Below are 13,599 nucleotides of genomic sequence, written 5' to 3' on the forward strand. Positions count from 1 at the left end.
ACGGCGCGACACCGTTTGTTAACCACGAGGGCTCTTACTCCATCTCGATATTTCGAAGACTGTTCGAGCATTCGCCATCGAGCGCTGGTTCTGATCATGCCCCCCTCTCCCGACCGGCCGCTCCGCATCCTGCACGCCGTGCGCGCTCCCGTCGGCGGCATCATCCGGCACATCCTCGATCTCGCCAACGGCCAGGTCGATCGCGGCCACCACGTCGGGATTCTCGCCGACAGTCTCACCGGCGGCGAGCGCGCGGACAAGGCGCTGGGCGAGCTCGCACCGCGGCTGAAGCTCGGCGTGCACCGGCTGGCGATCCGCCGCGAACCGTCGCCGGACGACCTCCTGGTATGGCTGCGGATGCGACGCCTGATCGGCGGGCTCAAACCCGACGTCGTGCACGGCCACGGGGCCAAGGCCGGCGCCTTCGTCCGCATGCGCCGACGATCCGACGACACCATCCGCATCTACACCCCGCATGGGGGCTCGCTGCACTATCCCCTCAACACCCTCAAGGGCGAGTTTTACGCGCGGCTCGAACGCACGCTGATGGACGCGACGGACCTGTTCCTGTTCGAGAGCGCGTTTGCCCGCGACACCTATCAACGCATCGTCGGGACGCCCAAAGGCGTGGTGCATTGCGTCTTCAATGGCGTGACGCCGGAAGAATTCGAGCCTGTTATCATCGCCGATGACGCCACCGATCTCGCTTATGTCGGCGAATTCAGGCACATCAAGGGCGCGGATTTGCTGGTCGATGCCGTGGCGCTCCTGCACGAGGGCGGCAAGAAGGTCACGCTCACGCTCGGCGGCGACGGCGAGGAGACCGCGGCGCTGAAGGCGCAGGTCGAGAAGCTCGGCCTCTCCAGTGCCATCCGCTTCATCGGCCACGTCAAGGCGCGCCACGGCTTCTCGAAGGGGCGGCTGCTGGTCGTGCCCTCGCGCGGCGATTCCATGCCCTATGTCGTGATCGAGGCCGGCGCGGCCGGCATTCCCATGATCGCGGCCCGCGTCGGCGGCATCCCCGAGATTTTCGGGCGTGAGAGTCCGTCGCTGTTTGCCGCGAGCAACGCCGAGGCCATGTCAGAAGCGATCGCGGCCGCGCTCGACGATCCGAATGGGACCGCGCAATGCGCATCCTCCCTGCGCGAGCGCATCTCCGCACATTTTTCCCAGCAGGCCATGGTTGACGGCGTGCTCGCGGGTTATCGCGACGCATTTGCCAATCATTAACCATCTTAAGGCCGCTTTAGAGAATCTTCCGATTTGTCCGATAATCGAAGCGCCAGGGGATTCTCGCCCGGGGCACAATGCTGCACTGCGGGTATTTGGAATGGACGTGGACGCCCGTGGAACCGCTGAACGCACGCTCGATGCTCGATGCCGCGACAAGCGCCGCGGCCAGACCGGCCGACCAACCCTTTGTGGAGCGTCGCCGCCGCCTGACGCCAGCCGCGCTCGAAGTCGTCAACCAGAAGGTCGCCCGCGCCTATTCGCCGATCGTCATCACCGGCATCGCACGCGCGGCCGACTTCGCGCTGCTGAGCCTCGTCGGGATCGCGCTCTATGTCGGCTACGTCGTGCCGCTTGCCGGCTTCAGCTGGGTTTATCCTGCGCAGATCGTCGCCGTTGCGGTCGCCGCCGTGGTCTGCTTCCAGGCCGCCGACATCTATCAGGTGCAACTGTTCCGCGGGCAGCTCCGGCAGATGACGCGGATGATCTCGTCCTGGTCGTTCGTCTTCCTGCTGTTCATCGGCGTCTCCTTCTTCGCCAAGTTCGGCAGCGAAATGTCGCGGCTGTGGCTCGCGGCCTTCTACTTCCTCGGGCTCGCCGCGCTCATCTCCCAACGTCTGGTGCTGCGCTCGCTGGTGCGCGCCTGGGCACGCCAGGGCCGGCTCGACCGCCGCACCATCATCGTCGGTTCCGACAGCAACGGCGAGCAGCTCGTCGAAGCGCTGAAGGCTCAGGAAGATTCCGACATCCACGTGCTCGGCGTGTTCGACGACCGCAACGACAGTCGTGCGCTCGACACCTGCGCCGGCGCGCGCAAGCTCGGCAAGATCGACGACATCGTCGAATTCGCCCGCCGCACGCGCGTCGATCTCGTGCTGTTCGCGCTGCCGATTTCGGCGGAGACGCGCATCCTGGAGATGCTGAAGAAGCTCTGGGTGCTGCCGGTCGACATCCGCCTCTCCGCGCACACCAACAAGCTGCGTTTCCGTCCCCGCTCGTATTCCTATCTCGGCGAGGTGCCGACGCTGGACGTGTTCGAGGCGCCGATCACCGACTGGGACCTGGTGATGAAATGGCTGTTCGATCGCCTCGTCGGCGGCCTTGCGCTGCTCGCAGCCCTGCCGGTGATGGGACTGGTGGCGCTGGCGGTGAAGTTCGACAGCCCCGGCCCGGTGCTGTTCCGCCAAAAGCGCTTCGGCTTCAACAACGAGCGCATCGATGTCTACAAATTCCGCTCGATGTACCACCATCAGGCCGACCCGACCGCCTCCAAGGTCGTGACCAAGAACGATCCGCGCGTCACCCGCGTCGGCCGCTTCATCCGCAAGACCAGCCTCGACGAGCTGCCGCAGCTCTTCAACGTGGTATTCTCCGGCAACCTCTCCCTGGTCGGCCCGCGTCCGCACGCCGTGCAGGGCAAGCTCCAGAGCCGCCTGTTCGACGAAGCCGTCGACGGCTATTTCGCCCGTCACCGCGTCAAGCCCGGCATCACCGGCTGGGCCCAGATCAACGGCTGGCGCGGCGAGATCGACAATCAAGAGAAGATCCAGAAGCGCGTCGAATTCGACCTCTACTACATCGAGAACTGGTCGGTGCTGTTCGACCTCGTCATTCTCCTGAAGACGCCGATCTCGCTGCTGACCAAGAACGAGAACGCGTATTGAGTTGAGTTTCTCCGTCATGCCCCGCCTTGTGCGCAGTTGCGCACTGGGGCGGGTCATCCAGTACGCCGCGGCGCCGCCATAGAGCCTCGCTGACTCGGAGTACTGGATCGCCCGGTCAAGCCGGGCGATGACAGCGGTGTGTTGGGCGTACGAGTGAGCATGTGATGGCGTATGCGGCGACAGCCGGGGAGATGAATGCAGCGGTTCGCGCTGCACCCGGCGTGCTGGCCATCCAGCGCGCGCTGGTGTGGCTGGTCGGCGCCTCCGGCGCCATCGTCTTCATTGAGCCGAGCCCCTACGAGATCGTGACGCTGCTGGCCGCCATCACCTTCTTCGCCACCGGCCTGCGCCTGCGGCTCGTGCTGATGCCGCTGATTCTGATCCTGGTCCTGCTCAATGTCGGCTACACGATCAGCGCGGTCCCGCTCTTCGAACAGCCCGAGGTGGCGAGCTGGATTGCGACCTCCTGGTACATGGCGGTCACCGTCGTGTTCTTCGCGATGGTCATCTCGGAAGACACCGCGGCCCGGCTCGACATGCTCCGCCGCGGCCTCGTGGTCGGCGCGATGGTCGCCTCGCTGTCGGCGGTCGCCGGCTACTTCCATCTGGTTCCCGGCGGAGACGACCTGCTCACACTCTACGGACGCGCGCGCGGCACGTTCAAGGACCCGAACGTGCTCGGCGCCTTCCTGATCCTTCCGGCGCTGTTCGCGCTCCAGAGCGTGGTCTCCGACAAGCTCGGCACGGCGCTCCGCAACGTCATCGCCTTCGGCATCATGTCGCTGGCGATCCTGCTCGCCTTCTCTCGCGCCGCCTGGGGCGGGCTGGTGCTGACCTCCGCCTTCATGCTGGCGCTGATGGTGCTGACCAGCCGCACCAACGCGCAACGCTCGCGCATCATCATCATGTCGATCGTCGCAGCGGTGCTGGGCCTCGCGCTGATCGCCGTGCTGCTGTCGTTCGACCCCATCGCCGAGATGTTCAAGCAGCGCGCGAGCTTCGACCAGAGCTACGACGAAGGCCGCTTCGGCCGATTCGGCCGCCACATCCTCGGCGCGGAGATGGCGCTCGACCTTCCGTTCGGGATCGGCCCGCTGCAATTCCACCGATTCTTTCCCGAGGACACCCACAACTCCTACCTCAATGCCTTCATGTCCGGCGGCTGGCTCTCCGGCGTGTGCTATCCTGCGCTGGTCTTCACCACTCTCATCATGGGCTTTCGGCACATCTTCATTCGTGTGCCCTGGCAGCGCGCTTATCTGGCGATCTTCTCCGCTTTTGTCGGCACCGTCGGCGAAAGCTTTGTGATCGACACCGACCACTGGCGTCACTTCTGGATGATGCTGGGCGCGATGTGGGGCATGATCGCGGCCGCGCAAATCTACAAGGCTGCGGACGAAGCTTCCTCAGCTTGAGAGCGGCCGCTTGCGCCGAAACGGCAACAGCAAGCGCGAATTCAGCGCCGCCGGCGCATGGATCCGCAATCAGATGATGAAATGGCTGTCGCCGCTGGGATCGAAGGGCATGGAGTTCATGTACGCGTATGACGCGCGGGCGGTGTAACTCAACTGCCGTAGGGTGGGCAAAGGCGCAAAGCGCCGTGCCCACCATCTCTGCGAACTTCGCTTCGCAAGTGGTGGGCACGCTTCGCTTTGCCCACCCTACGACAACTGCTAGCTTTCCACCTTAAACGTCAGCCCCGCATGCTCCTGCAACCGCCTGATCAGCTTGTGCTGCATCGCCGCGCCCGGGGTCCAGAACCCGGCCGGCACGTCCGTCACATCACGCAGCATGCAGATCGCGCATTCGGAGATCATCTTCGAGGTCGAACCGTAGCCGGGATCGCGGTCGCCGGTGACGCCGGCGCGGACCTGGCGACCGTCGGGTGCGATCGCGACATAAAGCAGGTCGAACAGGCCGTTCTCGCGCTCCTCCTTCGAAGGCCCCTCGCCGGGCTTCGGCGCGTTCGGGCCGGTCTTCTCGGCATTCACCGCCATCACGCGCTTCGCATTGGCCTCGCCCTTCTCGCCCGCGCCGGTCAAAACCATCTCGTCGTAGACGAACTCGCGGCCGTAAGGGAATCCCATCAGCATGTTGGAGCGGTGAACATTGCGCGTGTTGATCAGCGCCATCATGAACGGCGCGGCCCAGGATTGCAGGTCCTCCTCAAAGACCGTTTTGTTGCCTTTCGGCTGCTTCGGGCCGGTGAACCCGGGCGTCAGCGCAAAGTGATCGTTGAGGATGGCGACAAGGCTGAGATCCTTGGCCACCGCATCGAAGGTCGCCTTCGCACTCGCGGCGGTGCCGCCTGAGAGCGTGCCGCGCATGTCGCGCACACGCCCCTTCACGCGCAAAGCCGGCGCACCGAATACACCCTTGGCCTCTTCCTGGACGAAGAACGTGCCGAGCTCGAACGGCACGGAATCGTAGCCGCACGAAAACACGATACGCGCACCGCTCGCCCTGGCTTCCGCCTCGTACTTGTCGATCATCTGCCGCATCCAGATCGGCTCGCCGCAGAGATCGAAATAATCCGTGCCCGTTGCCGCGCAGGCCGCGAGCAGTTCCTCGCCATAGAGCTGATACGGGCCGACGGTGGTGATCACCGACATGGTCTGCTCCGCCATCGCCTTCAGCGAGTCCGCGTCCGACGCATCCGCGACGATCAGCGGCGTGTTCCCGGGCGCACCGATCGCATCGCGGGCAGCTTTCAGCTTGCCGAGGCTACGGCCGGCCATGGCCCATTTCAGCGTCTTGTCGCCCTTGTAATGCACCGCCAGATATTCGGCGACGAGTTTGCCGGTGAAACCGGTCGCGCCATAGACGACGATGTCGAATTTCGCAGAGCTCATGGTCGGCCTTTACTTCTTCGCGTAACTCACGCCCATGCCGGCGCGGACGTCGCTTTGAATGCCATAGGGCGGAATCGGATAGCGCAGGCCGTTCTTGGCCAGCGCCTTCATGCCCACAATAGCCTTGGCGAGATGCGAGGGCTTCAAGGCCATCAGCATCTCCTCGTCCGGCACGCCGCCATAGCGCCGTTCGGCATAGCATGGCAAGGACAGGCTGGGCTCCCCGGTCTTGAGCGCCCGCCCCCAGGAATCGGCGCAGGCGGTTTCACCGACGACGCCCCATTCGAACTTCTTGTAGCCGGTATATTGCAGCCCGTTGATCAGGATGATCATCTGCCCCGGCGTTGCATAGACGAGGCAGATGTCGGGCGGATCGAGCCGTCCGCTCGCCAGCGGACTGACCGCAAGCGCCTGATACTGCCCGAATGGAACCACGTCCAGCGCCTCCTGGCGTTTGCGCGCGTCCTCGGCGGTGCCGTGCCAGACCCCGACATAGTTTTCGCCGGCGAGCCATTTTTCGTCCTGCGGCGCAAGCCCGATCACCGCGCGGCACTGCGCACCGACAAGATCGTCGGCGGTGATGCCGACCGTCCAGCCCAGACGTGCGGCCATGCTGACGATCTGGTCGGTGGTATGGACCGCGTTCGGCCGCCGGATTTTCGGGACCGCCTCCATGTCGGCGGCACGCGCGAACAGCTTCATGCCGATCACCGTCGTCTTCAGCCGCAGCAGGCTGTTGAGATCGGCGGCGAGGCCGGCAAGATCGATGCTGTCTGCACTCTGCTGTTGCATGGCGTCCTCCCGGCCGGCGGTCGCGCGCCGGTGCTGTGTTCTTGTTTTGCGGCTCTCGTTTTAGTCCTTGCCCGGCCCCGGAAGCAACTCGCCGGTCCGCCCCATGATGCGGTACGCCAAAAGGCCGATCCATTCGCGCACGGCGACGTCGGTCTTGCCGAGACCATCCGCCCCGTTGCGGGTGAAGGCGAAGAGCTCGTCGCGCCCGCCCATCCGCCAATCCACCGGATAGGCTTCGACATCGAATCCGGCCTTGCGAAAAATCCCCATCGAGCGTGGCATGTGGAAAGCCGACGTGACCAGGAGCCAGCGTTGGCCCGGCTTCGGCGCCACCAGCTGCTTGGTGAAGATCGCGTTCTCCCAGGTGTTGCGGGAGTCGCGCTCGAGGATCAGGCGCTCCTTCGATATGCCCAGGCTTTCCAGGATCGGCGCGGAGTAGTCGGCCTCCCTCGCCTCGGTCGAGACCAGGTTCGCCGTACCGCCGGTGAAGACGATGCGCGCATTCGGATAGCGGCGCGCGAGCTCGGCCGGCGCCAGCATGCGATCGGCCGCGTGCGAGACCACCGGCGTGCGATGCGCCGCCGACAGATCGGTGTCGATCGAGCCGCCGAGCACGATGATGCCGTCGGGCGCGCCCCGCGACGGGTCCCACGCCGGAAAGCGCGATTCCAGCGGATACAGCAGAAGATTACCGAGTGGCGAGAAAGCGGCCAGCGCCAGCAGGACCAGCGTTGTCACGGCGAGCTTGCGGCCGAGCGCGGCAAAGCGCGTTGCCATCAGCAGCAGCGACAGGATTCCGAGCTCGACCAGGAGATTGACCGGCAGCAGCGCGATGCCGAGGGTCTTGGACAGAACGAAATACAGGGGAGCCTCGCTGGAATGATCGTACCGGGCTTGACCGGCCGGTCCATCTTCAGAAATCTTCTTGAAAGAGGATCGATCGCCCGGTCAAGCCCGGGCATAACAGGTTCTCATGACGAGTTCTGATGAAACTGATTGGACGCGGCAAATGACCCATCACCACCTGCATTCCAGCCCAGAGACCTGCCATTGGGGCTTCTTCGAAGCCGCGCTCGAGCCCGTCCTCACCATCCAAAGCGGCGACGAGGTGACGGTCGACACCATCAGCGGCGGGCCGGACATGCTGCCCGACCGCGACAAGTTTCACATTCCGCCGGAGATGGCCGAGGTTCATGCCAAAAACGAGCGCATGCTGCCCGGCCACATTCTCACCGGCCCGATCGCGGTCGAGGGCGCCGAGCCTGGCGACGTGCTCGCGGTCGAGATCCTCGACGTCCAGCTCCGGCAGGATTGGGGCTGGAACATGATCAAGCCGCTGTCGGGCACGCTGCCCGACGATTTCCACGAGACGCGCATCCTCAACATCCCGCTGGACCGGTCGCGGATGGTCGGCCGCATGCCTTGGGGCCTCGATCTTCCGCTCAAGCCGTTCTTCGGCGTGATGGGCGTCTCGCCGCCGCCGGCCTGGGGCCGCATCTCCTCGCTCGTTCCGCGCGCAATGGGCGGCAATCTCGACAACAAGGAACTTGGCGCCGGTGCGACGCTGTATCTGCCCGTGTTCGTCCCGGGCGCGCTGTTCTCCTGCGGCGACGGCCATGGCGTGCAGGGCGACGGCGAGGTCTGCGTCACCGCGATCGAGACCGCGCTCCAGGGCCGCTTCCGCCTGACGCTGCGCAAGGACCTGCGGTTCGACTATCCGCGTGCCGAGACGGCGACGCATTACATGACCATGGCCATGGACCCCGATCTCGACCAGTGCGTGGTGCGCGCGCTGCGCGACATGATTGTCCTGCTCGGCGAAACCCGAAACCTGTCGCGCGAGGACGCCTACACGCTGTGTAGCCTGGCGGCCGATCTGCGGGTGACGCAGACCGTCAACGGCTGCAAGGGCGTCCATTGCATGATCGAAAAGGCGATCGTGCACGGCTGAGCCGGCCGGGCCTTCCCTGACCTGTTGACGCCACGCCGCCGCCCGGTAAGCCGCGCGGCGCGCGGTACCGCGTCTAATTCTTCTACGATTCCAACAGGCTGAGCGATCATCTCAACCTGCATTTGACTTCTGCCCTCGAACTTAAATAGAGTCTTAATCGTTACTTTTATGTACCCGAGTAAGAGGCTAGCGTTCGGGCCATGGCCACCGAAAAAGCCGAGACTGACCGCATTCCCGTAACCTTGGCGCTCTCGACCATCACCTATCTGGAAAAGCTGGTGAGACAGGGCACCCACGGCACCAGCGTTCCCGGCGTCGCACGCACACTGATCGAGGAAGGCATCCGTCTCGCCATCAAGGACGGACTTTTGTCGATCCGCGACAACGGCAGGACGTGAGCGCGCGCTGAACGCGAAGCGGATGGATCTCGAGAGGCGGATGGCCGACATCTGCAACCTGGGACCGTCACAAATGCCTGTTCTCTCACCAACTTCTTCACAGACCTGGACCGACGAACGAATCGCACTTCTGAAGCAGCATTTCGAGGCCGGCCTGTCCTGCCGCGAGATCGCTGCGGACATCGGCGTCAGCCGCAACGCCGTGATCGGCAAGCTGTCCCGGCTGAACCTTACGCGCGGCTGGTCCGTCGACGACCGCAAGGTTCAGGACAGGAGCTTCGGGCCCCGACGCGCGCCGAGGGCGGTGCCGCGGCTGCAATATGAGATGCTGGCCACGATCTATGGCGAGACCGACGCGCCGGTCGTCGCCGGGCCGATCGACGACGCCAATCGCTGCTCACTGCTGGAGCTTTCCGAGAACTGCTGCCGCTGGCCGATCTCGACGCCGGGTGCAGACGACTTCTGCTTCTGCGGCAATACCGCGCCCGACGGCCAGTCCTACTGCGCCGGCCACAGCCGCCTTGCCTACCGGCCGAACTCGCGCGCCCGTGTGATGCGCGGCTGAAGGAGAAATCCCAAAACGAAAAACCTCCGGCGGGGCATCACCGGAGGTTTCTGGAGGCTTAGCGTGAAGCTAAGAGCCGTGACTTTCGTAACCGGCTAAGAAGCAAGATAGCTGATCAACTAAGGTAAGTAAATAAATTTGAGGCGATCGAATCGCATAGCTCGTCTTCGTCGTCTGCACGGGCTACCGGATTTTCCGAAAGCAACTTTCATAAAAAAGCCCCGGCGGTATCCCGCCGGGGCTCTATCAGATCGGTATGGCCTTAAGCTTACCAGTTGCGCTGGGCGCGCAGCAGCAGGCTGTAGGTGTCCTGGTCCTTCAGCTCATAGGTTGCCGCAGGCTTGGCAACGCTCGTGAGCGCCGGGGTCGTGATCACGCCCGAGTACTTCTGGTCGAGATGGCTGTAAGTGAAGTCAGCCGAGAAGGTCAGGTTCTTGACCGGAGTCCAGCGAGTGATGACACCGATCTGGCCGATGTTGAAGTCCGGGTTGCAGGTGCCGGTCAGGGTCGCGAAGGCGGCGCTGCCGCAGATCATGGACTTGGCCGTGCCGCTGTAGTTGACCGCAGCCCACGCACCGTAGAGCGCCGTGTTCCAATACGGGCTCCAGTTGTGGGTGTAGGCGCCACGGAAGCCGTAGGTCTTGGTCAGCTCGAGACTGCCGCCGGGACCGAACACCGCGTCAGACACGCCGGCGAAGCCGAGGCTCTGATACGCGCCGCTGGAGCTGCCGAACATCGAATAACTGGTCGCGGCCAGCTCCTGGAAGTTGTAGCGGCTCGCGCCCTCGGTGTAGACGCCCGAGATGTTGATCACGTCGCCTGCGCCGGTCGGGATGTTCTTGATGCCCAGCGCCAGCTGAACGGCCCAGCCCCACTTGTCCTCGGGGTGACCCGTGGCTTCGCTCGCGCCGTAGTAGGCGACATGGTTGTCGTGCGCAGCAACCGACGCCTGGAACAGGCCCCAGGCCTGGTCGACGCGGACCATGCCGACGAGGTCGGGAGACCGCGTGCCACCGAGGTCGTTCGAGCCGTAGGCACCGCCGAGGACGCTGGCGGTGGTCATGGCCGCGGTGTTCCAGATGTTGGTCTGGAAGACCTGGGTCTGATCCTGCGCCGAGAACGCGGCCGTCACGCCCTGGCCGAAATCGGCCGTGTAGGTGAACTGGGCAACGCCATTGGTGGTGCCGCTGCCGCCGACCAGCTGGTCGAAGTTGTTGCCGGGATAGTTGATCCAGGGCGCGTCGAACTGCGACACCGCCTTACCCATCGTGAAGCCGGCGAACTGGATAAAGGCGTAATAGACGCCGAGCGAACCGCCCGAGAGGCCGCCGTCGGTGCCGTTGACGGCGCCGCCGCTCGAACCTATCAGGCCGGTGCCGGCTGCGTTCAGGCCAAGCGTACCGCTGTACTGGGTAGCACCCGTGCCACTGCCGGCGCCGACATAGTTGCCGGTCGTCCAGGTGAAGACCGCATCGAAATAGGTGCGGACAACGCCGTACTCGGTCGCGGTGCGCGTGTCGATGTTGAGATCTTCACGAGCGCGCATCGAGTAGTAATTGGTCAGGCGGTTGTTCGCCGCGAAGACGTTGTTGTACTGGGCGCTGTAGTTGCCGCCGGCATTGAGCGCCACTTCGGCACGCAGGTAGCCACCCAGCTTGATGCAGGTGTCGCTGCCCGGGATGTAGTAGAAACCCGCCCCGTAGAGCGTGCAGATCTTCACGTACTCGACCGCCTTGGCCTTGACCGGAAGATCGGCCGCCTGGGCTCCACCGACGGCGATCAGACCCGCCGCAGTGCCGAGCAAAAGGCTCTTCACCATTTTCATTTAAAACCTCCAAGTTGCTCATTTTGCGGAGACCGGACCGTGAGGCCCCCCAGATCCCCGTCTCTTCAAATCCGCTCGGCCGCTTCGCGCTTTCGGACACACCCCGCTTGAAACGCGAGGGACGTGAGCGAACCACCTGCAACGGGACGATCGAGTACCCCCCACCGTCACGGTCAATATGCCTGCGCTGTTCCACTAATCAAAATAGTTTATTTGGTAAGCTTTATTCTTTCACTAAACCTGTGCCCCACGCGCAACACTGCGAAGTGAGGCAATATGCTGAGTTGATCATCTTTGTAGTTTTAGTGACGAAATTACCCTGCTCTGCACTTGCGTCAGGGCAGGCTTGCGTGGACTATGGCCTTGCAAGACACCGGCTGGAAAGAATTCAGATCACGGAGTGACGCTGTGTCAGCGACGAGGAAAGAAGGGGCGCGCCTCCGCCCCACCGGCAATCTGGATATCATCAGGCGTTTCACCTGGGAGATATCGTCGATCAACATGTATCTGGAGGAGCTGCGTCAGTTCTGGGCGAGAACGCTGGGCATCAGCGGTCCGCAATGGCTGATCCTGATGGCGATCTCCGACCTCGACAAGGACGACGGCGTGCCTGTCAACATGGTCTCCAAGCTGCTCCACGTCGATCCGTCCTTCGTCACCACCCAGTCCAAGCTGCTGGAGAAGAAGGGCCTGCTGCGCCGGCGGCCCTCGCAGACCGACGCCCGCGTGGTGCGGCTGTCGCTGGTCGAGAAGACGCAGAAGCACATCGCAAGCCTCAACGAGCAGTACAAGTCGATTCGCGAATTCGTCTTCCAGGAGTTCGACGAGAACGAGCTGACCGAATTCACCACCAAGCTCGCGACACTGAAGACCCGGCTCGAAAAAGCCTGCGTCAGGATCTCCCTCGACTACTGAGTGGCCGCGCTCAGATCCGCCGGCCGGCGGCGCCAAGCCGCGATTCCAGCCAGTCGAAGATGTATTCGTTGGCGAGGCTCGGATTGTCCGCATGAGCCTGCGCCGCGCCGGTCTCCGCCGCGGTGAACACCTTCAGCACGATATCGGAGCTGCCGAACCGCGACTTCTGCACGATCTGGCGCGCCCGGTCGGCCTTGAGCCAGCCATCCTCGCCCAGCGTGATCAGCACCGGACAGTCGGCGCTGGAGGCCATCAGCGGTGCATGCGGCACCGGGACGATGCTGAGGTCGCTCATCGCAAAGCGGCTGGCGAAGAAGGATCGTTCGTGCAGGTCCCACAGACCGCCGTCGCAAACGGCCGCGGCGAGCCTCGGCTCCTGCAACACCGCGCGTGCGACGAAGGAAGAGCCCCATCCGTCGGCCAGGATGGCGACGCGATCGAAATCGACATCGCCGCGCGTCTCCAGATAATCCATGACGCTGGCAATTGAGCTCTCGAGGTCGCGGCGCTGCAACAGCGTGTCGGTATAATCGTCGCGCTGGTCGCCGAGCAGGTCCAGCGCGAGCATCGACAATCCGCGTTCGCGCGCATGCGGCGCGAGCTTGAACAGGAATTCTTCCTTGCGGTGTCCGGGCTCGCCGATGCAGATCACGGTCGGAGCCCGCTTGTTCGCCAGGGGCGCAGGCAGGAAGTAGCCCTGCAAAGCGTGTCCGTCGTCGGCCCAGGAAATCGTGACGACCTCGCCGGCCGGACTGCGCGCTGCGAGGAAGCGCCGCGCGCATTCCTGCATCGCCAGCACTGCGACCCAGCGGCGTTCGTCGGCCTGGTCCAGCGGCATCGCGGCCGCGCCGTAGTAGTTCATCGCCCGCAGCCAGTTGCGCTGCGCGGTCGCCATGTGGCCCTCCGCGAACGCCGCCTCGGCACGCTGCCGGTTGGCCTGCGCAAGCCTCTTCCACTCGCGGTGCCAGGACTGCTCGTCGCCGCGCTTGAGTTGCCGCGCGATCATCAGGCATTCCGCGATCGTGGCACCGCCCTCCTGGGCCGCGGTGAGGAGCCGCGTGAATTCAGCGGAGATGTCCTCTCTCTCCGGGCAGAGAGTCCAGTCGTCGGAGAGGCATGCGGGTATCATCGGAGCTACGCTTTATGATGGCGTTACCCCTCATCGAGTAAACTATTTTGGTTCGACGACCAAGCTGCCGTGCGCCGAATGAGACCCGTTTGACATCACCATCGCTTGAACGACGGACCATGTCGCATGTGTGACATTCCAATTCGTCATAAGGCGGCAAACTCTGGCAAGAAACTCTGGCAAGAAACTCTGGCAAGAGGCGGCACGTCAAATTACCTGCGGGCCTCTTGCCATGATGATCATCATACCCATATTCGCGCGCGTTCGTTGACGGTCTC

The 13,599-nt window shown here is 63.9% G+C and carries 12 protein-coding genes and 1 pseudogene; 8 read left to right on the plus strand and 5 right to left on the minus strand.

The genetic code is table 11. From position 1 onward, the window contains the following. The first annotated feature begins 96 nt into the window (after positions 1-96). From IVA80_RS17340 to IVA80_RS17355, 4 genes and pseudogenes are all read left to right on the plus strand, one after another. Positions 97-1,230, plus strand: coding sequence for a glycosyltransferase family 4 protein (locus tag IVA80_RS17340; RefSeq protein ID WP_247432503.1), 1,134 nt, complete (start codon positions 97-99; stop codon positions 1,228-1,230). 116 nt (positions 1,231-1,346) lie between these two features. Then, positions 1,347-2,894, plus strand: coding sequence for an undecaprenyl-phosphate glucose phosphotransferase (locus tag IVA80_RS17345; RefSeq protein ID WP_247432506.1), 1,548 nt, complete (start codon positions 1,347-1,349; stop codon positions 2,892-2,894). Between the two features lie 164 nt (positions 2,895-3,058). After that, on the plus strand, positions 3,059-4,309 hold the full coding sequence (locus IVA80_RS17350; RefSeq protein ID WP_247432509.1) for an O-antigen ligase family protein: 1,251 nt from the start codon (positions 3,059-3,061) through the stop codon (positions 4,307-4,309). A gap of 13 nt (positions 4,310-4,322) precedes the next feature. After that, positions 4,323-4,457, plus strand: a pseudogene (locus IVA80_RS17355) (monooxygenase); the annotation flags it as partial. A 110-nt stretch (positions 4,458-4,567) separates the two neighbouring features. On the opposite strand, the gene IVA80_RS17360 reads toward IVA80_RS17355, so the two are convergent. The 3 genes from IVA80_RS17360 to IVA80_RS17370 are packed head-to-tail and all read right to left on the minus strand — an operon-like array spanning position 4,568 to position 7,315. Then, a complete protein-coding gene (locus IVA80_RS17360; RefSeq protein ID WP_247432515.1) occupies positions 4,568-5,746 on the minus strand; it encodes a saccharopine dehydrogenase NADP-binding domain-containing protein in 1,179 nt (392 codons plus the stop codon). Between the two features lie 9 nt (positions 5,747-5,755). Beyond that, positions 5,756-6,538, minus strand: coding sequence for a DUF169 domain-containing protein (locus IVA80_RS17365; protein WP_247432518.1), 783 nt, complete (start codon positions 6,536-6,538; stop codon positions 5,756-5,758). A 60-nt stretch (positions 6,539-6,598) separates the two neighbouring features. Beyond that, a complete protein-coding gene (locus tag IVA80_RS17370; protein WP_247432521.1) occupies positions 6,599-7,315 on the minus strand; it encodes a YdcF family protein in 717 nt (238 codons plus the stop codon). A gap of 232 nt (positions 7,316-7,547) precedes the next feature. Here IVA80_RS17370 and IVA80_RS17375 point away from each other — a divergent pair, with 232 nt between their 5' ends. From IVA80_RS17375 to IVA80_RS17385, 3 genes are all read left to right on the plus strand, one after another. Further along, complete coding sequence (locus tag IVA80_RS17375) at positions 7,548-8,489, plus strand: acetamidase/formamidase family protein (protein WP_247432524.1); 942 nt, start codon at positions 7,548-7,550, stop codon at positions 8,487-8,489. 200 nt (positions 8,490-8,689) lie between these two features. Continuing rightward, the gene (locus IVA80_RS17380) at positions 8,690-8,887 is read left to right on the plus strand and encodes a hypothetical protein (protein WP_007603456.1); all 198 of its coding nucleotides are present in this window, start codon (positions 8,690-8,692) and stop codon (positions 8,885-8,887) included. 73 nt (positions 8,888-8,960) lie between these two features. Continuing rightward, positions 8,961-9,452 carry a GcrA family cell cycle regulator gene (locus IVA80_RS17385; RefSeq protein ID WP_247432527.1) on the plus strand — a complete coding sequence of 164 codons (492 nt, stop codon included), beginning with the start codon at positions 8,961-8,963 and terminating at the stop codon, positions 9,450-9,452. 268 nt (positions 9,453-9,720) lie between these two features. Here IVA80_RS17385 and IVA80_RS17390 read toward each other — a convergent pair whose 3' ends face one another. Continuing rightward, complete coding sequence (locus IVA80_RS17390; protein WP_247432530.1) at positions 9,721-11,277, minus strand: porin; 1,557 nt, start codon at positions 11,275-11,277, stop codon at positions 9,721-9,723. 408 nt (positions 11,278-11,685) lie between these two features. On the opposite strand from IVA80_RS17390, the gene IVA80_RS17395 reads away from it, so the two are divergent. Beyond that, positions 11,686-12,192 carry a MarR family transcriptional regulator gene (locus tag IVA80_RS17395; protein ID WP_247432533.1) on the plus strand — a complete coding sequence of 169 codons (507 nt, stop codon included), beginning with the start codon at positions 11,686-11,688 and terminating at the stop codon, positions 12,190-12,192. Positions 12,193-12,202: 10 nt separating this feature from the next. Here IVA80_RS17395 and IVA80_RS17400 read toward each other — a convergent pair whose 3' ends face one another. Then, positions 12,203-13,321 carry an alpha/beta hydrolase gene (locus tag IVA80_RS17400; protein WP_247432536.1) on the minus strand — a complete coding sequence of 373 codons (1,119 nt, stop codon included), beginning with the start codon at positions 13,319-13,321 and terminating at the stop codon, positions 12,203-12,205. Positions 13,322-13,599: the final 278 nt, after the last annotated feature.

This window comes from Bradyrhizobium sp. 139 (genome assembly GCF_023074175.1).
GTDB lineage: Bacteria > Pseudomonadota > Alphaproteobacteria > Rhizobiales > Xanthobacteraceae > Bradyrhizobium.